The 22,236-nt window shown below is 49.3% G+C and carries 24 protein-coding genes and 1 pseudogene; 11 read left to right on the forward strand and 14 right to left on the reverse strand.

Features of this window, described 5'->3' with window-relative positions:
- Positions 1–28: 28 nt before the first annotated feature.
- From ispC to rpsB, 7 genes are all read right to left on the reverse strand, one after another.
- Positions 29–1,198, reverse strand: a complete 1,170-nt coding sequence (gene ispC / locus H5336_RS04940; RefSeq protein ID WP_221628130.1) for a 1-deoxy-D-xylulose-5-phosphate reductoisomerase — start codon at positions 1,196–1,198, stop codon at positions 29–31.
- An 11-nt stretch (positions 1,199–1,209) separates the two neighbouring features.
- On the reverse strand, positions 1,210–2,043 hold the full coding sequence (locus H5336_RS04945; RefSeq protein ID WP_185231967.1) for a phosphatidate cytidylyltransferase: 834 nt from the start codon (positions 2,041–2,043) through the stop codon (positions 1,210–1,212).
- Positions 2,036–2,788 carry a polyprenyl diphosphate synthase gene (gene uppS / locus H5336_RS04950; protein WP_185231970.1) on the reverse strand — a complete coding sequence of 251 codons (753 nt, stop codon included), beginning with the start codon at positions 2,786–2,788 and terminating at the stop codon, positions 2,036–2,038. Before uppS ends, H5336_RS04945 begins: the two co-directional genes overlap by 8 nt.
- Positions 2,789–2,829: 41 nt before the next feature.
- Positions 2,830–3,387 carry a ribosome recycling factor gene (gene frr / locus H5336_RS04955; protein WP_185231972.1) on the reverse strand — a complete coding sequence of 186 codons (558 nt, stop codon included), beginning with the start codon at positions 3,385–3,387 and terminating at the stop codon, positions 2,830–2,832.
- A gap of 3 nt (positions 3,388–3,390) precedes the next feature.
- Positions 3,391–4,134: a UMP kinase gene (pyrH, locus tag H5336_RS04960; RefSeq protein WP_185231974.1), complete on the reverse strand. Its 744-nt coding sequence runs from the start codon at positions 4,132–4,134 to the stop codon at positions 3,391–3,393.
- Between the two features lie 214 nt (positions 4,135–4,348).
- Entirely contained in the window at positions 4,349–5,224 is an 876-nt protein-coding gene (tsf, locus tag H5336_RS04965; RefSeq protein ID WP_185231975.1) for a translation elongation factor Ts, read from the reverse strand.
- Positions 5,225–5,335: 111 nt separating this feature from the next.
- Positions 5,336–6,103 carry a 30S ribosomal protein S2 gene (gene rpsB, locus H5336_RS04970; RefSeq protein ID WP_185231977.1) on the reverse strand — a complete coding sequence of 256 codons (768 nt, stop codon included), beginning with the start codon at positions 6,101–6,103 and terminating at the stop codon, positions 5,336–5,338.
- 369 nt (positions 6,104–6,472) lie between these two features.
- Between rpsB and map the strand changes: the two genes are divergently transcribed.
- From map to H5336_RS05025, 11 genes are all read left to right on the forward strand, one after another.
- Positions 6,473–7,243 carry a type I methionyl aminopeptidase gene (gene map / locus H5336_RS04975; RefSeq protein WP_185231979.1) on the forward strand — a complete coding sequence of 257 codons (771 nt, stop codon included), beginning with the start codon at positions 6,473–6,475 and terminating at the stop codon, positions 7,241–7,243.
- Between the two features lie 2 nt (positions 7,244–7,245).
- The gene (locus H5336_RS04980) at positions 7,246–9,963 is read left to right on the forward strand and encodes a [protein-PII] uridylyltransferase (protein ID WP_185231981.1); all 2,718 of its coding nucleotides are present in this window, start codon (positions 7,246–7,248) and stop codon (positions 9,961–9,963) included.
- 34 nt (positions 9,964–9,997) lie between these two features.
- Positions 9,998–11,197 (forward strand): succinyldiaminopimelate transaminase, encoded by a 1,200-nt coding sequence (dapC, locus tag H5336_RS04985; RefSeq protein WP_185231983.1) that lies wholly within the window; start codon positions 9,998–10,000, stop codon positions 11,195–11,197.
- 4 nt (positions 11,198–11,201) lie between these two features.
- Positions 11,202–11,855 carry an endonuclease III gene (nth, locus tag H5336_RS04990; protein WP_185231985.1) on the forward strand — a complete coding sequence of 218 codons (654 nt, stop codon included), beginning with the start codon at positions 11,202–11,204 and terminating at the stop codon, positions 11,853–11,855.
- A gap of 100 nt (positions 11,856–11,955) precedes the next feature.
- On the forward strand, positions 11,956–12,306 hold the full coding sequence (locus tag H5336_RS04995) for an ArsC family reductase (protein WP_185231987.1): 351 nt from the start codon (positions 11,956–11,958) through the stop codon (positions 12,304–12,306).
- Positions 12,307–12,360: 54 nt separating this feature from the next.
- Positions 12,361–13,395 (forward strand): 2,3,4,5-tetrahydropyridine-2,6-dicarboxylate N-succinyltransferase, encoded by a 1,035-nt coding sequence (dapD, locus tag H5336_RS05000; RefSeq protein WP_185231989.1) that lies wholly within the window; start codon positions 12,361–12,363, stop codon positions 13,393–13,395.
- 126 nt (positions 13,396–13,521) lie between these two features.
- On the forward strand, positions 13,522–14,652 hold the full coding sequence (gene dapE, locus H5336_RS05005) for a succinyl-diaminopimelate desuccinylase (RefSeq protein WP_185231991.1): 1,131 nt from the start codon (positions 13,522–13,524) through the stop codon (positions 14,650–14,652).
- A gap of 6 nt (positions 14,653–14,658) precedes the next feature.
- Positions 14,659–15,138 carry a cyclic pyranopterin monophosphate synthase MoaC gene (moaC, locus tag H5336_RS05010; RefSeq protein WP_185231993.1) on the forward strand — a complete coding sequence of 160 codons (480 nt, stop codon included), beginning with the start codon at positions 14,659–14,661 and terminating at the stop codon, positions 15,136–15,138.
- Positions 15,131–15,400: a molybdopterin converting factor subunit 1 gene (moaD, locus tag H5336_RS05015; RefSeq protein ID WP_185231995.1), complete on the forward strand. Its 270-nt coding sequence runs from the start codon at positions 15,131–15,133 to the stop codon at positions 15,398–15,400. The genes moaC and moaD overlap by 8 nt, the downstream gene beginning before the upstream one ends.
- 1 nt (position 15,401) lies before the next feature.
- Positions 15,402–15,851, forward strand: a complete 450-nt coding sequence (locus tag H5336_RS05020; protein WP_185231997.1) for a molybdenum cofactor biosynthesis protein MoaE — start codon at positions 15,402–15,404, stop codon at positions 15,849–15,851.
- Between the two features lie 4 nt (positions 15,852–15,855).
- Positions 15,856–16,134 (forward strand): hypothetical protein, encoded by a 279-nt coding sequence (locus H5336_RS05025; protein ID WP_313556276.1) that lies wholly within the window; start codon positions 15,856–15,858, stop codon positions 16,132–16,134.
- 3 nt (positions 16,135–16,137) lie between these two features.
- Here H5336_RS05025 and H5336_RS05030 read toward each other — a convergent pair whose 3' ends face one another.
- From H5336_RS05030 to H5336_RS23725, 7 genes and pseudogenes are all read right to left on the reverse strand, one after another.
- Entirely contained in the window at positions 16,138–16,923 is a 786-nt protein-coding gene (locus tag H5336_RS05030) for a class I SAM-dependent methyltransferase (RefSeq protein ID WP_185231999.1), read from the reverse strand.
- A 5-nt stretch (positions 16,924–16,928) separates the two neighbouring features.
- On the reverse strand, positions 16,929–17,330 hold the full coding sequence (locus H5336_RS05035; RefSeq protein WP_185232001.1) for an ExbD/TolR family protein: 402 nt from the start codon (positions 17,328–17,330) through the stop codon (positions 16,929–16,931).
- 201 nt (positions 17,331–17,531) lie between these two features.
- Positions 17,532–18,188, reverse strand: coding sequence for an energy transducer TonB (locus H5336_RS05040; RefSeq protein ID WP_185232003.1), 657 nt, complete (start codon positions 18,186–18,188; stop codon positions 17,532–17,534).
- A 48-nt stretch (positions 18,189–18,236) separates the two neighbouring features.
- Positions 18,237–19,814, reverse strand: a complete 1,578-nt coding sequence (locus tag H5336_RS05045) for a M56 family metallopeptidase (RefSeq protein ID WP_185232005.1) — start codon at positions 19,812–19,814, stop codon at positions 18,237–18,239.
- Between the two features lie 2 nt (positions 19,815–19,816).
- On the reverse strand, positions 19,817–20,218 hold the full coding sequence (locus H5336_RS05050; RefSeq protein WP_185232007.1) for a BlaI/MecI/CopY family transcriptional regulator: 402 nt from the start codon (positions 20,216–20,218) through the stop codon (positions 19,817–19,819).
- A gap of 172 nt (positions 20,219–20,390) precedes the next feature.
- Positions 20,391–20,690, reverse strand: a complete 300-nt coding sequence (locus H5336_RS05055; protein WP_185232009.1) for a hypothetical protein — start codon at positions 20,688–20,690, stop codon at positions 20,391–20,393.
- Between the two features lie 127 nt (positions 20,691–20,817).
- Positions 20,818–22,151: pseudogene (locus H5336_RS23725) on the reverse strand (glycoside hydrolase family 3 protein).
- Positions 22,152–22,236 lie beyond the last annotated feature (85 nt).

Below are 22,236 nucleotides of genomic sequence, written 5' to 3' on the forward strand. Positions count from 1 at the left end.
CCCTAAACTACGCTAATACTCAATACACTCACTGACTCAGCAGCCAGTGTTCACTTAATTTTCTGGCTTTTAAGTCTGCGTCTTTGACCGCAGCAAGCGAATCTGGTTCGCTGCTTTTCCAAACATCTAAAACGCGGGCTATTAGTTCGGCGATCTGGGTAAAACCTATACGGCCCGCCAAAAATGCCTCTACTGCAACCTCATTCGCGGCATTCAATGCTACGGGATAGTCGCCGCCCACCCGCATAGCCTCAATCGATAGACCTAAACCCGGAAATCGTTCAAAATCCGGTGCGCTGAATTCGAGAGACCCTAGCCGGTAAAAGTTCAAAGACTCTACCTTGGATTCAATTCTAGCGGGCCAACCAAGGCAATTGGCAATGGGTGTACGCATATCGGGCATCCCCATCTGCGCCAAAACCGAGCCATCCACATACTCCACCATCGAATGAACAATGCTCTGCGGATGAATGACCACTTCAATATCCTCAGGCCGCGCCTTAAATAGCCAGCAGGCTTCGATAAACTCCAAACCCTTATTCATCATGGTGGCGGAATCCACCGAGATTTTTTGCCCCATCGACCAATTTGGATGAGCAACGGCCTCTGCAGGTGTTTTATTCGCCAACTCGGTAACCGGTGTTTGCCGAAAAGGGCCGCCGGAACCTGTCAGTAGTATTTTCCGAATACCCGCCTCTCGCAGGCCATTAAATCGCTCTGGTAAGCATTGGAAGATCGCATTGTGCTCGCTGTCGATAGGCAGTAATTGCGCTCCGTGGGTTTCAACCGCATCCGTAAATAACTTGCCGCACATAACCAAAGATTCTTTATTGGCTAGGAGCACTCGCTTTCCTGACGTCACCGCGGACAGCGTTGAATCCAAACCGGCTGCACCGACTATTGCGGCCATTACCGTATCAACCTCCGCTGCAGCGGCTATATCAATCAACCCCTGCTCACCCTCCAACACTTCAGTATCACTGCTACAGGCCGCTAACGATTCTCGCAGTAAGGCTGCTGCTGCGGTATCACGCAAAACAGCGTAGCGAGGCCTAAATTCCATACATTGCTGATGAAGCGCTTCCACGCTGCGATTAGCTCCCAGCGCAAAAACTTGATATTTGTCGGGATGAGTACGAATAACATCGAGAGTGTTAACACCAATCGAGCCAGTGGAGCCCAACACAGAAACTTGCATATGTTTCGCCACTAGGCCACCTTCACAGACCACTGCGTCGCGAGAACGGCCAGTGCAAAAATAGGGGCTGCGGCGACTAAACCGTCAATGCGATCCATAAAGCCACCGTGACCGGGAAGTAAACTACCACTATCTTTCACCCCTTGGTGACGCTTAACCATGCTTTCCAGCAAGTCGCCAAGCACCGAAACGAACGCGGTCGGCACAATAATAGCGATTAACCCTATCCAGCTGCCTTGAATAATCAGCACATTGGCAATAGCGCCCAGAACAAGCGCGAAGAACAAACCTCCGACAACACCCTCCCAGGTTTTTCCAGGGCTCACGCTCTTCGCGAGCTTGGTTCGCCCAAAAGCCTTTCCGGTAAAATAGGCGCCAATGTCCGCCGCCGCCACAGTAGCCACAACCATAAGGACTAACCAGCTACCGCTAGGCTCTGCCCGTAAGTAAAGTAACGCCAGCCAAGCAGGAACCAGCACAAACCAACCCATCAACAAACGAACAGGAACAGAACCCCAAATAACGGCACTTGAGGGGTAGCCCTGAACCCACAGCAGCGCAACAGCCCACCAAATTGCCGCCGAGGTAAACAAACTAAGCAGATATTGGTGATTGGACGCTAAATACAGAAACCAACCCATCAGTATGCCCGAGAGGGCAATAACAAGGGTGTAAAATAGGCGAGCAAGCACTTGCTTCACTCCAGCCAAACCGGCCCACTCCCAGGCGGCAAGGCTCACCACCAACCCAGCCATAACGGCGAAGTAGAGCCAACTCCCAAAAAAGAGAATACCCAAAAAAGGCAGAACCAGCGCAACCGCTGTATAAACGCGTAATTTAAGCACGGGCAGCCTCACTTGCTACCTGATCTCCGGTTTTGCCGAAACGGCGCTGACGACGATAATAGTCGTCTGCTGCACGCTTAAGTGCATCACCGTCAAACTCCGGCCACAGCAGCTCCGAGAAATACAGCTCGGCGTAAGCGGCCTGCCACAATAAAAAATTGCTGATGCGATACTCCCCACCGGTACGAATCAATAGATCCAGCGGGGGTAAATCCGCCGTACTAATATGAGATGACAGCATTTGCTCGCTGATATCGGCGGGCTTCAATTGCCCCATCGCGACTTTTTGCGCAACTTTTTGCACAGACTGAACAATATCCCAACAACCACCGTAGTCTGCTGCAATAACCAATGCAGCATCACCGTTATCGGCAATGGCTTCTGCCTCGTCAATTGCCCTGCGCAGCTTGGTATCAAAACGGTTGCGGTTGCCTATCACCTTAAGGCGTACGCCCTCACTCGCCAGCTTACGCGCCTCTTTTTTTAGATAGCTGTAAAACAGCCCCATCAGCGCCTCGACCTCCTTTGGCGGTCGCCGCCAGTTTTCGCTGCTGAAAGCGAAAACTGTCAAGGTGTCTATATGCGTTTCACGGCAGGCTGACAGCACATCCCGGATCCGCTCTACGCCCGCTCGGTGCCCGGCAATGCCGGTTTTGCCCCGCTGTTTTGCCCAACGATTATTACCATCCATTATGATGGCAACATGGCGCAGAGGGTGGTCGTTCTGGTTATCAGTAACTATCATAGTTGGGTACATCTACACGCTCTTACGCGAGCAATTGCGATTTATATTTCCATCAAATCCTTTTCTTTTACCGCAAGCGCTTTGTCAACTTCAGCGATGTACTTGTCGGTAATCTTCTGGATTTCATCCTGTGAACGACGTTCATCGTCTTCGCCAATTTCTTTCTCCTTGAGTAAATCTTTCACATGGGAGATAGCGTCGCGACGAATATTTCGAATGGATATACGCGCATTCTCAGCTTCGTTACGCGCTTGCTTGATATAACCCTTACGCGACTCTTCAGTGAGCATCGGCATAGGCACACGTATCAGCTCACCAGTAGTTACCGGGTTCAAGCCCAAATCGGACTTCATGATCGCCTTCTCAATTTCTGGCACCATGGCCCTTTCCCAAGGACTGAGCGACAGGGTACGGGCATCCAGTACAGACACGTTAGCTACCTGTGACAAGGGAGTTGGATTGCCGTAGTAATTAACGGTAACCCCATCGAGCAGACTCGGGTGGGCCCGCCCAGTACGAATTTTATTAAAATTTGCTCCAAGTACATCGACGCTTTTGTGCATACGCTCTTCGGCATCTTGTTTAATATCATTCAACATGTGTTACGCCTCTTGTGTCGTATCTTCGATTAATGTTCCTTCGTCTTCACCAACTACAATGCTCAACAAAGCGCCCGGCTTACTCATCTGGAACACACGAACAGGCATGGAGTGGTCCTGACACAGGCAGATTGCCGTTAGATCCATCACACCCAGTTTGTCTTGCAGCACTTTGTCGTAGCTTAAACGGTCATAACGGGTAGCAGAGGGGTCTTTAACTGGATCAGCCGTATACACGCCGTCTACTTTGGTAGCCTTTAGAACGATTTCGGCTTCAACCTCAATGGCGCGTAAGCAGGCGGCGGAATCCGTTGTAAAAAACGGGTTGCCTGTACCAGCAGAAAAAATAACAACCTCTCCGTTTTCCAGCAGGCGCAAAGCTTTGCGGCGGTCGTACTGGTCTGTTACACCGGGCATCGGAATGGCCGACATAACCGAGGAAGAGATATTGGACCGCTCCAGCGCGTCGCGCATAGCCAGCGCATTCATTACCGTGGCCAGCATCCCCATATGGTCACCGGTCACCCGGTCGAGGCCAGCTTGACTAAGCGCTGCTCCGCGAAACAGGTTGCCACCACCAATCACTAAGCCAACCTGTACGCCTATGCCGACGAGCTGACCAATTTCCAGGGCCATCTTGTCGAGGACTTTAGGGTCAATTCCAAAGCCTTCATCCCCCATCAGCTGTTCGCCGCTGAGTTTCAACAAAATGCGTTTGTATTTCCGATCACGCCCACTTGGTGACATACGAGTGTTTCTCCAGAGAAATCGATGAAGGGTACATTATTTAGGTATATTTACGTATTTAGCCGCCCACCCCCATCCTGAGTGGGCAAATAAATTCGCGAGAGTTTAACAGAAAAAAGGCGGGATTTGCGTCCCGCCTTTTTGTTCAATATGTACAGTATCCCGCAGAGGCCCTAGACGGCCAAAAGCGGCGATCCCGAACAAACCGAGTCACCTAAGAAGACTTAGAAGCCGCAACCTGTGCCGCAACTTCTGCAGCGAAGTCCTCTTCTTTCTTCTCTATACCTTCGCCCACTTCAAAGCGAACAAAGCGAATCACCTCAGCACCCTCTTTTTTCACCAAGCCACCAACAGTCACTTCTGGGTCTTTTACGAACGCCTGCTCTACAAGGCTGTTCTCTTTGAGAAACTTGTTGATACGGCCAACCATCATTTTTTCGACGATTTGCTCTGGCTTGCCTTCCATGTCGGGCTGCGCCTTAATAATATCTTTTTCTTTGTTTACAACCTCTTCAGACATGTCTGAAGTATTTACCACTTGGGGGTTCACGGCGGCTACGTGCATGGCAACATCTTTGGCAAGCTCAACGGTACCGCCCGACAACTCGACCAATACGGCGATGCGGTTATTGGAATGAACATAGGCACCCACCACCCCATTAGCCGCCTCAACCTTCTCTACGCGACGAATGTTAAGGTTTTCGCCAATTTTTTGAACCAAAGCCTGACGAGCACTTTCCAGCTCATCATCGATAACCTCTTCAAGGCTACCCGCTTTAGCGGCAAACGCTTTATCGGTTATCGACCCTGCGAAAGCCAAAAAGCCTTCGTCACGAGCAACAAAGTCAGTCTCACTGTTAATCTCCAATACCACGCCATAGCTGCCGTCTTCGGCAATCTTAGCGACAACAACACCTTCAGCAGCGGTACGATCAGCTTTCTTTGCTGCCTTCAAGCCAGACGCTTTACGCAGATTTTCAATTGCCGTATCGATGTCACCATCGGTTTCGACCAAAGCCTTTTTACACTCCATCATGCCAAGACCGGTACGCTCACGGAGCTCTTTTACCAAACTCGCAGATACTGCCATTGCATTTTCCTCAATTTTTCACAATTAATTTTTGAAAAAGGGGGGCAATGCCCCCCTTTTATCGAATACTGCTGTCAGGCAACAATCGGTTGCCCGCAACTGCTAGCGAGATTAACCCTCGGCAGCCGCAGCATCGCCTTCGGCTTCAGCTTCAGCCTGCACTTCAACGAATTCATCACCGGTTCCAGGTACACCGCCTTCTTTGGCGCCTTCGATGCACGCATCAGCAGCGGCCGATACGTAAAGCTTAACGGCACGAATCGCGTCGTCATTACCCGGAATCACATAGTCAACACCTACAGGGTCACTGTTCGTATCAACAACAGCGATAACCGGTATTCCCAGCTTGTTCGCTTCTTGAATAGCAATGCGCTCGTGCTCTACGTCGATCACGAACATCGCATCGGGTAAGCCGCCCATGTCTTTGATACCGCCAATGGAGCTTTCCAACTTACCCATCATACGGGTACGCATCAGAGCTTCTTTCTTGGTCAACTTTTCAAAAGTACCGTCTTTACTCTGGGCTTCCAGCTCACGGTAGCGTCGAATTGAAGCACGAATGGTCTTGTAGTTGGTGAGCATACCACCCAGCCAGCGATTGCTGACGTATGGCATACCTGAACGCTCTGCCTGCTCTTTAATCGTTTTTTGAGCGGCGCGCTTAGTACCAACAAACAGCACCTTCTTCTTCTGACTGGCCATTTTCTTGATTACTGCCAGCGATTCATTGAATGCTGGAACAGTGTGTTCAAGATTAATGATATGAATTTTATTGCGGGCGCCGAAAATGTATTGTCCCATTTTCGGGTTCCAGTAACGGGTCTGGTGGCCAAAGTGGACACCGGCTTGCAGCATATCGCGCATGCTTACTGTAGGCATAATATTTTCCTGTATCTCGGGTTGAGCCTCCATATACCCCACCAGCCAACTGCCCCCAGCTTAAATACTGAAGCAGCACCCAGGCGGGTGTGACGGTATATGTGCGACGTTTAATGGTTAAAACCGACTGACATGACCTTGGTCGAGCCAGCCGGGCGCGCTTTATACCACAAATGGCTATAAAATTAAACTCAAAAGGTGTCAAGCTAAACGCCAAATCGAAACTCGCGCCGTATCAATACTTGCGGGTAGGGCCGAGTATAATCGGTCATCAATCGTGCCGTATCCGCCCGTTTGGTTTAGAATGCGCCCTTTGCCGTAGCAGATGACGGCACCAAAGCCACCACCGAGACAAAAAAGCAGGACAACATGCCCGTAACCATTAAAACACCGGAAGAAATCCAAAAGATGCGCGTCGCTGGTCGACTCGCCGCAGAAGTCCTCGAGATGATTGGGGAGTACGTAGTTCCGGGCGTTACCACTGCCGAGCTCGACAAAATTTGTCACACCCATATCACTGAAGTGCAAAAGGCTATACCGGCGCCACTCGACTACAAAGGCTTCCCAAAATCTATTTGTACCTCCGTCAACCAGGTGGTGTGCCACGGTATCCCCTCAGAAAAAAAGAAACTCAAAGTCGGTGATATCGTCAATATCGACATCACCGTCATTGCCAATGGTTACCACGGCGACACTAGTAAAATGTTTATGGTGGGCCAAGTGGCCTCCCACGCACACCGACTGAGCAAGGTCGCTCAAGAATGCCTATATAAAGGTATTGAACTCGTAAAACCTGGTTGTCGCCTAGGAGACATAGGCGCAGCAATTCAAAAGCTGGCGGAACAAAACCACTACACGGTAGTGAGAGATTACTGTGGCCACGGCATAGGCAAAGTCTTTCATGAAGAACCACAAGTACTGCATTACGGTACCGCCGGAACGGGTATGGAGCTTCGCGAAGGTATGACCTTTACCATTGAGCCGATGATCAACGCAGGCAAGCATCACACAAAATTGAAGGGCGACGGCTGGACAGTAGAAACCCGCGACGGCCGCCTTTCCGCACAATGGGAACACACCCTAGCAGTAACCCCAGACGGCGTTGAAGTTCTGACCGCCCGCAGCGAGGAATCGTTTTAACCATGCCAAGCTCCAACGTAGCCACTAAAAGTGTTTCGCTTCCATACTATCATTGCCAACCACTTTTTTTTAACCAACGGCAATTTCGTAAAAACCTGAAGCAGGGGCCGGCTATAACCGTATTCAAAGACGCTATCTTTGGCATAAACCAGCATTTTGAAACCCGCTTTAGAGAAGGTGATGATGTTCGCCACCTTATCGCTGAGCGGGCCACCTTTATAGATCTCATCCTCCATTACGCCTGGAACCAGTATCAATGGGATGACGATATCGTACTCATTGCCGTAGGCGGCTATGGTCGCGGCGAACTCCACCCAAAATCCGACATCGACATATTACTTTTACTGGCCAACAAAGCGAAAAAAAAATACGACGACCAGCTGCAAAAATTTGTTACTTTCCTCTGGGATATTGGCCTAGAAATTGGCTGCAGCGTACGCACAATGAAAGAGTGTGTGGACATAGCTAAAAAAGATATCACCGTTGCCACCAACCTAGTTGAAGCCCGCCGCCTAGCGGGTAACGATAAACTCCGTGACGAACTTCAACTAAAAACCGGTCCCGATCATATCTGGCCGGTCGACGAATTCTTTGAAGCAAAGTGGCAAGAACAGCAGGAGCGCCACGCAAAACACAATTACACCGAGTACAACCTCGAGCCCAACATTAAAAATGCCCCGGGTGGGCTGCGCGACATCCAAACCATTCACTGGGTAGCCAAGCGTTTTTTCGGTGTCCCTTCGCTGTCAAAATTGCACGGTATGGATTTTTTTACCGAACAGGAATACGGCATTTTGCAGAATGGCGAAACCTTACTGTGGAAAGTCCGCTATGGCGTGCATATGCTTTCGGGGAGGGCAGAAGAGCGGCTACTATTTGAATACCAGCGCGAGCTAGCGAAACTCTTTGGCTATGAAGATGACGACAGCAAACTAGCCGTCGAAAAATTTATGCATGACTATTATCGCGCAGTACTTGCACTGCGCGAACTGAACGATGTACTGCTACAGCACTTAGGCGAAGTTATTCACTCGCGAAAAAGACGCCACAAAATCACTCCCATTAACGACCGCTTCCAGCTACACGATAATTCTATTGAAGTCACCCGAAACACCGTATTTGAGGAAACTCCGACCGCACTGCTAGAAATCTTTCTCATTATGGGTAAAAACCGCGACATCGCCGGCGTGCGCCCACCAACAATCCGCCTACTGCGCGAGAGCAGGTATTTGATTGACGAAGCCTTTCGCCACAACCCGATTAACAACATTATGTTTCTCGACTTGTTTAAGGTTGAACACGGCCTAGTTAAACAGTTAAGGCGTATGAGCCGCTACGGTATTCTCGGACGCTACCTTCCCGAATGGGGAAGAATTACCGGGCAAATGCAGCACGACCTATTCCATCGCTATACCGTCGACGCCCACTCCCTGCTGGTCATCCAAAACCTAAGAGAATTCAGGCACCCAGACGCCGAGAAACAATTTCCGATTGCGGCACACATTATGAAGCATCGCCAGCACCTGCCTTTGCTTTATCTCGCAGGCTTATTTCACGATATAGCCAAGGGTCGTGGTGGGGACCACTCGACGCTCGGTGCCGAAGATGCTGTGGCCTTTGGCCAACAGCACGGCCTGCGCGGCAAAGACACTCGACTAATCGCCTGGCTGGTAGAAAAGCATTTGCTTATGTCTTACGTTTCACAGAAAAAGGACATCTCCGACCCAGACGTTATCCATGATTTTGCGCTGGACGTAGGCGACCAGCGCCACCTAGATTACCTTTATGCACTGACCGTAGCCGACATGTGTGGCACCAGCCCAGACATATGGAATACATGGCGAGCGAGCTTATTACGTCAACTGTACATGGAGACCAAGCGCATGTTGCGCCGCGGGCTGGAAAACACCATCGACAAGCAAGAGACTATCGAAGAGACTCAGCAGTGGGCGCTGGCGAAGCTTAACGATAAACAAATTGACGAGCAATCCGCGCATAAAATTTGGGCTGATTTTGGCGACGAATATTTTGTTCGAGAATCCCATGTAGACATCGCTTGGCAAACAGAAGCTATTCTGCAGCACACTGAAGACAAACCGCTCATTATCATCCGCGAAACAACCTCGTCCGAATTTGAGGGTGCAACACAAATTTTTATACGCACACGCGACGCCCAACACATATTTACCGCTGTGGTAAATTGCCTTGCTTCACTGCGATTAAACATTCAGGACGCCCGCCTCTACTCGTCGGCCGATGGGTATACTGTAGATACAGTTTATTTGCTCGACGAGAATGACCAACCCATTGGCGATAATCCAGAGCGCTACCAGCAGATTGTTGACGCACTGCAGGAAGAGTTTGCACTGCTCGACAACTATTCGGAAATAGTGCGCCATAGAACACCAAGAGCTTTGAAACAATTTACCATTCCAACACAAACCAGTATCAGTAATGACATCGTCAGCGGTTATACCATATTAGAAGTTATGAGCCCCGACAGAACCGGTTTGCTCGCCACCATCGGCGAAGTGTTTATGGCAAACAATGTCCAATTACAAAATGCAAAAATCACAACGCTCGGTGAGCGAGTGGAGGACGTATTTTTTATTACTGACGAGCAAGGTAACCCTCTGGGCGATGCCGAACTATGCAATAAGTTACAAGCAGATATTCGCACCCGCCTCGACCAGCGAGTTGAGCAAGAGCTTGCGTCCTAACCAACCAAGCTCGTGCTATTATTGAGAACCAAACATGAACCCTTGCCTGCAAAATCTACACCCCTACCCCTTTGAGAAATTAAACAAATTAAAAGGGGGTATAACACCACCGACCGAACTCGCACCCATTGCCCTTTCTATCGGCGAGCCAAAACACAAGCCACCGGCTTTCGTTTTGCAGGCACTCAGCAGTCAACTGCACCGGGTGGCAAACTACCCCTTAACAAAAGGCCTGCCGGAGCTTCGCCAAAGCATTAGCTGCTGGGCAAGCCAGCGATTTCAGCTACCGACACAAAGCCTCTGCCCAGAAAAAAATATTTTGCCGGTGAACGGAACACGAGAAGCGCTATTCGCGTTCGTGCAAACATGTGTAGACAAAACAAAAGATGCGACAAAGGTATTAATGCCCAACCCCTTCTATCAGATCTACGAAGGCGCAGCCATACTTGCCGGCGCTGAACCTGTATTCCTCAATTGCACAGAAGAAAATGGTTACCTAGCAGATTACAGCCAGGTAGACGAGCAAACGTGGCAAAACTGTCAGTTGCTATTTATTTGCACCCCAGGAAACCCCACAGGCGCGGTAATGACGGTGGAACAGCTTCAAGCGCTGATAAAACTAGCCGACAAATACGACTTTATTATTGCCAGTGATGAATGCTATTCCGAACTGTATTTTGATGAGCGAAATCCACCCCCAGGTTTATTACAGGCCTGCGCCGAAATGGGTCGCCACCACTACCAACGCTGCGTGGTGTTCCACAGCTTATCAAAACGCTCCAACCTTCCGGGGTTGCGGTCTGGCTTTGTCGCAGGTGATGCCGACATACTCAGTGACTTTTTGAAATACCGTACCTATCACGGCTCTGCTATGCCCGTGCACACCCAGCTCGCTAGTATTGCCGCCTGGGACGACGAAACCCACGTAATGGCCAACCGTGATTTATATCGGCAAAAATTTTCGCGTGTACTGGAAATACTCGATGGCTGTCTTTCCGTTCAGGCACCCGACGCCAGCTTTTACCTTTGGCCAAAAACACCCATTTGCGACAAGGCGTTCACGCAACAACTATTTGAGCAAACCCATATTACTGTTCTCCCCGGCAGCTACCTCGCACGTGATACCGAAACCGGCAACCCCGGTGAAAACCGGATACGTATGGCGCTGGTAGCGTCTCTGCAGGAATGCGAACAAGCCGCCCTGCGCATCAAGGGCTTCTGTAACCAATTTTAATACCATGCTAAAACAAGAACGCGTTAATTACATAGCCGCAGAGCTTGAAAGACTCTACCCCAACCCACCCATTCCACTGAATCACGTAGACACCTACACCCTGTTGGTAGCCGTTTTACTCTCGGCCCAATGTACCGACGAACGAGTGAATCAAATAACACCCAAACTTTGGCAGCTGGCCGACAACTGTTACGACATGGCCAAACAAACGGTTGATGACATAAGGGCCATTATCCGCCCCTGCGGCTTATCGCCACAAAAATCGAAAGCCATACAGAAGCTATCCGAAATATTGGTGCAACAACACAACGGCGAAGTGCCCGGCGACATGGAGGAGCTAGAGAAGCTTCCCGGTGTGGGCCACAAAACCGCCAGTGTTGTTATGGCTCAGGCCTTTGGCGAAGCCTCCTTTCCTGTCGACACCCACATACATCGTCTCGCCCAACGATGGGGGCTCACTAACGGAAAAAATGTTACCCAAACAGAAAAGGACCTTAAACGTCTATTTCCAGTAGAAACCTGGAACGATCTGCACCTGCAGATTATTTACTATGGACGTGAGTACTGCAGCGCGCGCGGCTGTGATGGTAGAGTGTGCCCTATCTGTACAACCTGCTACCCGAACCGTAAACACGCAAAAGTAACCAAAAAAGCCTGAGTAAGCCGCTCAAACAAACCGCCATCTAGCCTGCCAGTGGTAATGAAGCCGCGCGCCAAATTTGCTATCATATGCGCCCGCAAATTTTGGCAGGTAACCCATGGCTACACTCACCCTTTACGGGATTAAAAACTGCGATACCGTTAAGAAAGCCCGCAAATGGCTAGAAGGCAAAGGCCTCGAGTACCAATTTCACGATTTTCGTGAACAGGGGTTAACCGCAACCACGGTGAAATCGTGGTTATCGGAACAGGGCGTAGACACACTGATAAATAAGCGCAGCACCACCTGGAAACAGCTAAGTGAAGCCGAAAAGGCACAAATTATGCGTGGTGATATCATAGATATTGTGCTGCAAAATCCCACACTGATAAAACGCCCAGTGCTTAGCTACAGTAATGGCACCCAGGTCGGCTTCAGTGATAAAAACTATACTGAAATATTGGGCTAAGTGCGCACAGGCGCCCTCAGCCACTTAAACACATGCTCTGACTAAGGATCTCAAATGACCAAACTCTACAGTCTCGGCCTGGGCATAGGCACCCAGAACAGTAAAGGCGAATGGCTGGAAGTTTTCTACCCACAACCATTGCTCAACCCCAGCGAAAGTATTGTAAACGCCGCTGTAAAAGCACTGGATTACACCGGGGGTAACAAAGCCATCCAACTAACACTGGAAATGACCGCAAACCTAGGGAGTGCGCTGCATGAAGCTGGCGCAGAGGAACTGGCAGAACTTTGCGCAACACTGCGCTCCAGCATCCGCCCAGCTGTCGCCACTTTACTGGAAAGTGACGAAGGCCCTACCTCGGTGCCTGAAGGTTACCTGAAATTGCACCTGCTATCGCATCGCTTAGTGAAGCCCCACGGCACCAACCTTACCGGCCTGTTTGGTGTATTGCCTAACGTTGCCTGGACAAACCGCGGCGCCATCGACATAGAAGAGCTGCCAGCACGCCAGCTAAAGGCCCGCTCTCGTGGCCGCCTATTAGATGTAGATTGCATCGACAAATTCCCCAAAATGACCAACTACGTGATCCCCAAGGGAGTACGTATTGCCGATACATCACGCGTTAGGCTCGGGGCCCATATAGGTGAAGGTACCACCGTCATGCACGAAGGTTTTGTTAACTTCAATGCCGGTACTCTAGGCACCAGCATGGTAGAAGGGCGAATATCCTCCGGCGTGACCGTAGGTGAGGGCTCAGACCTAGGGGGCGGTTGCTCAACCATGGGCACCCTTTCTGGCGGTGGTAACATCGTTATTTCCGTAGGGAAAGAATGCTTGATTGGCGCCAACGCCGGTACCGGTATTCCGCTGGGAGACCGTTGTATTGTCGAATCTGGCCTTTACATTACCGCAGGCACGAAATTAACCCTACTCGACGACAAAAACAACGCAGTGGAAACCGTAAAAGCCCGTGATCTCGCCGGTAAAAACGACCTGCTGTTCCGCCGCAATTCTGTTACCGGCGGCGTTGAATGTAAAACTAACAAATCTGCCATTGCCCTAAACGACGAGTTGCACAAGAATAATTAGACAAACCGGCGCTCTGCCGCTAGGTAGCGGTAGAGCGCGACGCAACTCAATTCGGCACATTCCTACTTACACCGCTACTAGCCACACGGCTCAACCGCCATAATTCTAACCGGAATTCCTTACTTTATGACCAGCCCTACCCTACAGCTCGCCTGCCAACTTATCGAAAAAGCCTCTGTTACTCCGGAAGATGTCGGCTGCCAGGCGCTAATGATCACGCGGCTAGAAGCCATCGGTTTTTCGGTTGAACATCTGCGATTTGGCGATGTTGATAATTTTTGGGCGATACGGGGCGAGAGCGGTCCAATACTCGCCTTTGCCGGTCATACCGACGTGGTTCCCACCGGTGATGAGCGCCAGTGGCAAACACCGCCTTTTGAACCCACGATTAAAGACGGTATGCTCTATGGTCGCGGCGCAGCCGACATGAAAGGCAGCCTTGCGGCCATGATTACCGCCTGCGAGAATTTTGTAGCGGAATACCCGAACCACAGCGGCCGTATCGCCTTTTTAATTACCAGCGACGAAGAAGGTATTGCCATTAATGGTACCGTTAAAGTCATAGAATGGCTGGAATCCCGTAACGAAAAAATCAGTTGGTGTCTGGTTGGCGAACCCTCCAGCACTAAAGACGTTGGCGACATCATTAAGAATGGTCGCCGAGGCTCCCTAGGCTGCGAACTAACCGTAAAAGGTATTCAAGGGCACGTGGCCTACCCACACCTAGCCAAAAACCCCATTCACCTGGTATCGCCGGCACTGGCAGAACTCGCAGCGGAAAACTGGGACGAAGGCAACGACTTTTTCCCCGCCACGAGTTTTCAGGTATCAAACTTTAACAGTGGTACCGGTGCAACGAACGTCATACCCGGTGAAGCAAAAATAATATTTAACTTTCGTTTCTCCACCGAAACAACCGACGAACAATTACGCGAACGCGCCGAAACAATCTTACAAAAACACAACTTCGAGTACGACATTAATTGGTCTCTTTCGGGGCAACCTTTCTTGACCGCTGCTGGCGAACTTGTTGATGCCGCTGTGAATGCCATTAAAAAAGTGACCGGTCGCAACACCCAACTATCCACGGCCGGCGGCACATCCGATGGTCGTTTTATTGCACCAACAGGCGCTCAAGTACTCGAACTCGGCCCCGTAAATGCCACAATTCATCAAATTAACGAATGTGTAAAAGCAGAAGACCTGGATAAGCTAAGCAACATGTACCAGCAAATTTTGGTAGAACTATTAGGGTAAAGCACCATGGTCACACTCACGCACCTGAATGACAAAGGCGAAGCGCATATGGTGGACGTTGGCGGCAAAGCCGTTAGTCACCGTGTTGCCAGCGCACGCAGCACCGTAAAAATGCTGCCAGAAACGCTGCAAATGATTACCGAAGGCAAACACAAAAAAGGTGATGTATTTGCCGTTGCGCGCATTGCGGGCATACAAGCAGCCAAGAAATGCAGCGATTTAATACCACTTTGCCACCCCTTAATGCTCACTAAAATCAGTGTAGAAATTAGCCCTGATGCCGACAACCATTCAGTTGTAATAGAAGCCATCTGTCAGCTCGATGGCAAAACCGGTGTGGAAATGGAAGCTCTCACAGCCGCTTCGATAGCGGCCCTGACTATTTATGACATGTGTAAAGCTGTCGATAAAGGCATGGTGATTGTCGATACCCGGCTGCTGAAAAAAACCGGTGGCAAATCGGGGGACTGGCAAGCAGATGACTGAACAAACGCAAGACATATCGATTCTGTATTTTGCAAGCCTCGGCGAGCAACTTGGCACAGAGAAAGAACAGTATCCGCTATCGCCAAATTGCACCACCATTGCAGAACTTATACAGGCTCTCGCCGCTCGCGGCGATATCTGGTCTGAAGCCTTAAACGCATCAACAGTTAAATGCGCCGTGAACCACACACTGTGTAACCACACTGCGGCACTTAAACCCACAGACGAAGTTGCTTTCTTCCCACCGGTAACCGGAGGGTAAAATGATCCGTGTCCAAATCGAAGACTTTAGCCACACCGATGAGTATAAACTATTACGTGACCAAGGTATTAGCGGTGCGATCGTCACTTTTGCGGGGCTTGTAAGAGACTTTGCAAACACTACAGAATCACCGAACGATTTTGAGCTGCAACACTATCTCGGTATGACGGAAAAAGTACTCGACACGATAGAGCGTACAGCACGAAGAAAGTGGAAACTGGAAAAAGTAATGATTATTCACCGCGTCGGAAAACTTTCACCCGGCGACCAAATCGTATTCGTGGGGGTAAGCAGTAAACACCGCAAAGAAGCCTTTGAAGCCTGTGCCTATATTATGGACACCCTTAAAACCCAGGCACCTTTTTGGAAAAAAGAAAACGGTAACTGGGTCGACGCAAAAGGCAGTGATCAAACAGCAGCCGATCGCTGGCTGGAAAGCGGAGAAGAATAAACCCGTGCAAAAAATTACCTGGCCCGCCGTTAAGGAATTACTTTCAAAGCACTATTCAGCGCCGCTGAGCCAAGTATTTAAACAATTTCGTACAGGCGCCACTTTTTTTGCCGTTGGCCTAATTATTATCTACCTCGCTAATAGCACCCTACCACCTTCCACCAAGCAAGAAATTATCGTGCTACTGGGGCTTTTTATAGCCATTGGCGGCTTTATTGTTGCTATGCTCGCGCACATACGGATGCTTATCGCACGCCTATACAGGTTTTTCCGTTCAAAATAAATGTCACCCGAACGCTTTTAACGGGTAAATATCAAATCGATTGGCTTTTCCCAACAACTGATACCCCGGCTCGTGCGCTGCCAAAAAAGGTGCTACCTTTGGCCGTTTTATCACCACTCGGTTCTCTGCAATGTTGAGCGCTGGCGACAATAAGCTATCGGCGTCGGCATCGTCACCGACAATATCGTGAAAAAACTGCATTTCCTTTTTTACTTCCGCCGATTTTTTCCTCTGTGGGAACATAGGGTCGAGATAAACCACATTAAAACTGGCTGGTTCTAACCTCTGCAGATAATCAATGCTATCGCCCTCGATCAAATGCATACGCGCAACAATCACCTGTAGCTCCTCATCATCACTGGCTAGCGCACGACTAATGCCATCTGCCAGCAATGCTCGTACCACCGGAGACCGCTCAACTAGCGTCACCTCACAGCCCAGCGAAGCCAACACAAAGGCATCGCCGCCCATACCCGCGGTTGCATCCAGAACAGTCAGCTGTTTTGTTTTGTTTAAGCCAACGGCCTTGGCAATAGCCTGCCCCTTGCCACCGCCAAACTTACGGCGGTGGGCCTTGGGGCCACCCACAAAGTCTACCTGACTAAAAATCGTTTTTTTACCTTGCCGTTGGCAGAGGTTTACAGTTTCGTCGTCAAACCTAAGCGTATACCCCACGGTTTCGGGGGCTTGGCCGTCAGAAAAACCATAGCCATAGCGATCTGCAAAAGCCTGCGCCTGCGCATACCTCGTACATTCACGAGGAGAACTAACAACAAAATTCAATAACATTAAAATTACCTAAATACCCGAACCGGAACCGAGTGAATATTTTCCTGCCAGGCTGCATCCACTATAGCAACATAGGTTATCACTGCAGCGGCCTCGTGCGCATTAATGACAACGGCCGCTGTGCCATTACTGGCGGCTCCCCGCTGGGCGATTAACGCTCGAACCGAGCGAATATCCACTCTACGATTCTCGGCAGATATCTCATTATTACGGCTTACAGTAAATACCGTAGGCACTACCACGGAAAGCGCTCCGTCAGTTTTTGGCGGCACAGAAACCGCCATTGAATGTTCTTTTACAAATGAGGCGGTGACAATAAAAAAGATCAACATAATAAATACCACATCCATCAAGGGAGTTAAGTCCACGCCACTACTATCATCTTTTAAATTTCCATGTTTTTTCATTTCGTTACCTCTATATATTTTGTGCTCTAAAGCCGACGCTTACCCCTTCAAGGTATTGACCATCCGCAAAACCTCGCCGCGCAATACTCCCACCTTCGCTTATGGTGGTTAAACATCACCTTCCACAGACACAACTTCACTCTCTGACAAAAGCTAAAAAACGCACCCTCCGCAGAGGGTGCAAAGCGCACTGCTGACAAATTACTTTTGCATCTCGAAGCGAACGCGTTGCATCATCCCCTCGAAACGAACGGGCTTTTCTTCGTGGGTTTTGGGCTGGTAACGCCAGCGCTCCACGGCTCTAACCGCAGCTTTTTCAAACACTCCAAGAGGGTCTGCGTGAAGCACTTCGATATTATCGGTACCGCCGTACTCGGTTACGTCAAAACGCACATCCACATAACCCTCTATACCTCTACGCAAGGCGTTGGCAGGGTATTTCGCCGCCCCGAGGTATTGCGCGATAGGCACATTAAAACCCATAGCAAAATTAACACCGGTTACCGGTTCCAATTTAAACCCCTCTCCCGGAATAGAGATCTCAACTTGCTCTTCAATACGTTCAGTTTCTGTGGGACGATTCGGCGCGCGCTCAACCGGCTCCTGTTTTTTCACAGGGTTTTCCTTTATGGTTTCTATTATCGGCTCTTCCCAATAAATGTCTTCAATAATAATAGTTTCGCTCTCATCGATGGCCACATCGGCCATGGCAATTAGTCGCTCCATAAAAATGAGCAGGCAGCAAGTCACAAGAATAGCGAGAGGAACAACCTGCAACCATCGCCACAGAGACGAACCGGTAGTTTCAGTTGCAACGAGTAGCGACGTTTGGTTTTTATCTACAGGGTAATTACGCATAGCGTTTGTCCTTTTGTAGGTTAGCTTTCTATTTTTTGTCAGCACGTGCTACATGGAAAATACAAATGTTTCATGAACATTTTTTGTAATAACAGGTACACCATCCAACGATAAAGGAGTAAACCTGAATTCTGCTATCGCCTCCAATACTGTACGATTAAATATTTTTCCTGAAGTGGTTTCGACAACTTCAGGGTTGGTCACATGTCCGTCTTCATTCACATCAAAGCGAACAACAACTCTACCGGTAATATTGCGTTTTAACGCCTTATTAGGGTATCGGGGTGTCACAATCTTGGTGGGAATATAACCGCGAATACTCACAGCCGGGGAGAGTACGTGGATCGAGTTTTGTTTAACGGTCTGATTCACGCCATCGGCCAAACCATTTTTTCGCCTAATGGGTGCCGTCACCACAAATTCCTCATCAGCTCTTACCGCCGGTGGCGCCAGCATAACCTCCGCTACTGATTTCGGTATTTCATCACTCGCGCTTTCATCTTTCACCACCGGCTTCGCTTTTTGCCCTCTCGATTGCAAAAATTGCTGACGAATATTCCATGCAAAACGATCATTGCCATCGGCAATAGGCGACTCCGTTGGTACGACTAATAACGGCACCTGAATTGGATAGGGGTACCAGATATCTGATACCGACGAAACGGCATGCAATTGGGTGGCGGCAATGGGAACAAAACCCAGCGTTAACCCCAAAAACAGCATCACCCGGCGATAAAAATTGGGGCTGTTCTTCATTCGGCAAGGATCCAGCACCATATTGATTCTTTGGTAGAGCTCGGATGAGCGCAGGTAACTTAAGGCAAATACCGACAGTTTTTGATCAGTTGCTAGGCTCAATAAGTCGTCAGCATACTCTCCACGACAATTCAGTAATTCAATTACGCGATCATCGCAGGCAACCTCGGCATACCAATTAATTTTCTTGCTGATCAGCCATACAAAAGGCAACGGCCAAGCGAAAATACAAATAATTCTCGTAACAATTTTACTAATCCAATCGTTTCTTTCGATATGAGCCAGTTCATGAGCCAGTACCCGCCGTAACCTGTCTGCCGTCCACAAGCGGTAGCTTACAGGTAGCACAATGATGGGTGAGCGCCATTTCCATACCAACGGCGACTGAATGTCGTCGCTCAATGCGAAGCAAATACTTTTCCGCTTCAGTCTAAATATCTGTGCAAGCTCGCTAACGATAGTATTCAATTGCTTTTCGTCAGTTTTTTCGGGCGTTTTCGCTCGTTGGGTTAGCTTCGCGGCCGCGCGCCAGCTGGCGTAGGTATAACTGGCACACCAGCTTAAGCCGAGCAAATAAACCGCTGCCATTGAGTACAACCAGGGCATATCGGTTTTCCCTACCTGCCCGCCAACTAAAGGCAAGCGCATTTGCTGTACCCAACTTTCAGGCACTATATTTAATTCCAGTTCAGGTAATGCCGGAATCCACAGTGTTGCCAGTACAACGGCAAATAGAGAAAGAAGAAAAATACAGTGTAAATAGGCAGCGGATCTAAAGGCCGGCCGACGCATGACCAACAACACCAACCCCAGCCCAAGCATCGGCTTTAACCAGTAGTCACTGATGAGAGGCAGTAGATCCAGATACACGATTATTTACCCTCGCCTTTTTTCAAAGATTTAATCCGCGCAATATTACGCTCCAATTCTTCGATCTCACGCGCAGATAAATCGTCACCATCCAAATCCAATAAGGCATTCATTGCCTTCGCCCGCGAGCCTTTAAAGAAAGTTTTCACAATGCGCTCAATAGCCGACAAACTCGCCTTGCTCTGGGCTACTGTAGGGAAATAAATATACTTAGCGCCTTCCTGGCGAAAGCTCACTAGCCCTTTCTCTACCAAGCGGGCGATTAGCGCTCTCACAGCGGAATAGCCTGGAGCATCAGGTATTTTGTCTTGAACATCGTGAGCGGAAGCCTCTGCAGATTCGTACAGCACATCCATTATCTGCCGTTCACGTCGACTGAGGTTAGTATGTGAAAGCGGTGGCATAGTGGCTCCAAGGGTTTGCTTAAATTGCCTGCTACTTTTTTAGCATCATGCTAAAAAAGTAGCATATGCTATTTCCTGGCACAAGCTTTTTCTGCTAATTTTTTAGCACTGCCTCTAAACAGCTATCCAAGTACTCTTTATTTTAAAGGCACAGAAGAGATGTGAGCAATCACTAACTGGCTATGCTTAAGCGGCTATATTGGAGGAGAGTATAGGGTTCCGTTACTCTCTCCCTGCCTGCAAGAGGTAATGCTCGCAGGCAGGGAGAAAGAGTGTAACGAACCCCAATGAGCCAAAACAGATGCGGTTGAATATCCGCTAAATGGATGGCTCGATTGATTATTGAAGACTGCCCAGCGAGGAAACTCACAAAACATTGATCCCTGTAAGTATCGATAATGCCTACACGGAAGCTAATATCAGCCGAGGTTTTAATGTGGAAGCGCAGTTCTCCCTGCTCGAATAAATTCATATCCAGGGGCTGCCAAGAGAGTACACCTGCCCCAGCCCAACTGCCCGGCGTTGTGTACTTCCAGTTGAGTCGCCGGTCACAAAAACCCGCTGCTTCGGAGCAAGTGGCAAAATATTTTGGTTGTTTTTTATAGCACCAACGATTGACGTACTGCCCGCTGAGCAATTTCTCGATGTTTTTCTGAGCCGATAAGAGAAGTCTGACCGGCTAGAGGACGTTTGGCTGGCGATTTTTTTTCAAATAAGCCTGCTCTCATTTTTACCCGTAGGATACGGGTTACCGCATCGTTCAGTCGCACCATGGGAATCTCCCCATTTTGTACCTGTGCTACTGTGTTTTCGTAAAGTGGATTCCAGGTGGCGGTGGGTGCCATTAAAATATCCATTCCAGCGTTTAGCGCCTGCGGGCAAGAACTGTTGCTGCAGCCTGGAATTTGGCCATGGCCATTCCAGTCGCCCACAACGAGACCATCAAAACCCATGCGTTCTTTCAGTACTTCGGTCAGCATATAGTGACTACCGTGCATTTCCTCACCCTGCCAACTGTTAAATGAAGCCATGACCGTTTGCGCGCCAGCTTCCAGGCCAGAAAAATACCCCTGAGCATGTATTGAAATCAACTTAGCTTCCGAGCTTTGATTGTCTCCTTGATCATCACCGTTGGTAGTGTCACCGCCTCCAACAAAATGTTTGATTGTTGAGATAACCCTATCCTCACCGAGAAAGCCCTCGCACGGCTTGCACTGTAAGCCCTCCACAATACTTTGAGAATAGGCACGCACTATCTCCGGGTCCTCTGAATATCCCTCATAGGTTCTACCCCAGCGGTCGTCACGCACAACGGCAACGTCGGCGCAAAAACCCAATCAATTCCAGTTGCCATCACTTCTTCCGCTGTGGCCAGCGCGATTTCTTTGATTAATTCCGAATTATGCGCCGCTCCCAGACCAATGTTGTCTGGGTAGATGGTTGCGCCTATTACATTGTTGTGACCGTGAACAGCATCTGTTCTCCACATAGTGGGAATACCAATACCGTCTAGCGAATCATCGATTGATGCTTGGTACATAGCCTCGACCAGTGCCACCCAGTCCGCAACGGTTGCGTGTTTGTTGTTTCCTGCAAAGGACCCACCACCATTAAAATAAGACCCAAATCCATAGCTACGCATGTCATCGACTGTAACATCACGAATTTCCGGCTGAATGACCTCGGCCACTTTCTGCTCCACACTCATGGTGGTAAGCAGCTCGGTAAATTTCTCCTCCATCTCGACTAAGTCTTGTACAGGCAAATTTAAGCGAGGCCAGCGTTCGGGATTACGCTCCTCTTTCTCACCCAAACGTCCTTCCGCAACAATAGCGCTATCCGGTTGCTCGCAAGCCGTAAGAAAAAGAAACGTAAGCATAGCGGCCAATAAAGAGCAGCCGCTCACCCGGTATTTGTTGTTATATCTATCCATAAAAATCCCAAATAATAGCCAATACACGTTTAGAACGTCGCAAACCCAATATCTAGTGTAAGAAACGATTCACTCAAAGAGATGC

Origin of the sequence: Teredinibacter franksiae (assembly GCF_014218805.1) — a bacterium.
GTDB classification, from domain to species: domain Bacteria; phylum Pseudomonadota; class Gammaproteobacteria; order Pseudomonadales; family Cellvibrionaceae; genus Teredinibacter; species Teredinibacter franksiae.